This window comes from Psychrobacter sp. TPE 89C (assembly GCF_055522395.1).
The window spans coordinates 1-1275 of sequence record NZ_JBVFXW010000101.1; the positions used below are offsets into that span (position 1 = coordinate 1).

Here is a 1275-nt window from a genome sequence, read left to right on the forward strand (position 1 = left end):
CCAAAAAAAGAGGAAATACCCATGGCAAAGGCCAAGTTTGAACGTCTAAAACCGCATGTCAACGTTGGTACCATCGGACACGTTGACCACGGTAAAACAACCCTAACAGCTGCTATCGCAACTGTAGCTGCAATCACTTCAGGTGGCGAAGCCAAAGACTACGCGTCTATTGACTCAGCACCAGAAGAAAAAGCACGTGGTATCACCATCAACACCTCACACGTAGAATATGACACAGATGCACGTCACTATGCTCACGTAGATTGCCCAGGTCACGCCGATTATGTTAAAAACATGATCACTGGTGCTGCTCAAATGGACGGCGCAATCCTAGTCGTATCTGCAACTGACGGCCCTATGCCACAAACACGTGAGCACATCTTGCTTTCACGTCAGGTTGGCGTACCGTACATCATCGTATTCATGAACAAATGTGATGTTGTTGATGACGAAGAATTGCTAGAACTAGTAGAAATGGAAGTACGTGAATTACTTTCTGACTACGACTTCCCAGGTGATGACACGCCAATCATCCATGGTTCAGCTACTGAAGCCCTAAAAGGCTCACAAGAAAAATATGGCCAACCAGCTGTCGTAGAACTATTGAAAGTTCTAGACACCTACATCCCAGAGCCAGAGCGTGACGTTGATAAAGCATTCCTAATGCCAATCGAAGACGTATTCTCAATCTCAGGTCGTGGTACTGTTGTAACTGGCCGTGTTGAATCTGGTATCGTACGCGTTGGCGACGAAATCGAAATCGTTGGTATCCGTGACACTCAAAAAACCACCTGTACTGGTGTAGAGATGTTCCGTAAACTGCTTGACGAAGGTCGTGCAGGCGAAAACTGTGGCGTACTACTACGTGGTACTAAGCGTGAAGACGTACAACGTGGCCAAGTACTTGCTAAGCCAGGTTCAATCACTCCTCACACCAAGTTTGACGCTGAAGTATATGTGTTGAGCAAAGAAGAGGGTGGTCGTCACACACCATTCCTAAACGGCTATCGTCCACAGTTCTACTTCCGTACTACTGACGTAACTGGCGCAATCCAATTACAAGACGGTACTGAAATGGTAATGCCTGGTGATAACGTTGAGATGGGCGTAGAGCTTATCCACCCAATCGCTATGGACAAAGGTCTTCGCTTCGCTATTCGTGAAGGCGGCCGTACTGTAGGCGCTGGTGTTGTTGCTAACGTTAACGTTTAATACTGATCCTAGTATTTAACTCGTTAGTCAAAAGCCGTTCTCTTTATTGAGAACGGCTTTTTT

General features: G+C 46.4%; 1 protein-coding gene. It reads left to right on the forward strand.

Translation table 11 applies throughout. The annotated features are described in order from the left end of the window. Positions 1-21 precede the first annotated feature (21 nt). On the forward strand, positions 22-1212 hold the full coding sequence (gene tuf / locus ACZW67_RS14265; RefSeq protein WP_197135298.1) for an elongation factor Tu: 1191 nt from the start codon (positions 22-24) through the stop codon (positions 1210-1212). Positions 1213-1275 lie beyond the last annotated feature (63 nt).

What these genes read in the sequence shown, in the direction of transcription:
- tuf (WP_197135298.1), top strand. Translation starts at nt 22, where the DNA reads ATGGCAAAGGCCAAGTTTGAACGTCTAAAACCGCATGTCAACGTTGGT.